The 273-nt window shown below is 30.4% G+C and carries 1 pseudogene; it reads left to right on the forward strand.

Annotated features, from left to right (window positions below):
- Positions 1 to 69 precede the first annotated feature (69 nt).
- A pseudogene (locus SB660_RS20545) lies at positions 70 to 273 on the forward strand (carbohydrate ABC transporter permease); the annotation flags it as partial.

The following is a 273-nucleotide window of genomic DNA, read 5'->3' on the forward strand; positions in this document are numbered from 1 at the left end:
TATTCCTTTTAACAATTTGTTTACTTTATTTCTATATTATTAGGAAATGGGAAAAGGAGTCGAAATAAAATGGTTAAAAATAAAAAAACAATTGTAAGTTCGTTTCTGTCTCATGCTTTGCTAATAATAGCTACTATTCTTGCCGTATTCCCTTTAGTATGGATTTTCCTCTCCTCGGTTAAAGGCAAAGGTGAGTTAACGCAATTCCCAACAAGATTTTTTCCAAAGGACTTTACATTAGAGTATTTTATCCACGTAATTAGAGATTTACAT

The sequence above is a fragment of the Bacillus sp. SIMBA_005 genome, assembly GCF_046535585.1.
GTDB lineage: Bacteria > Bacillota > Bacilli > Bacillales > Bacillaceae > Bacillus > Bacillus pumilus.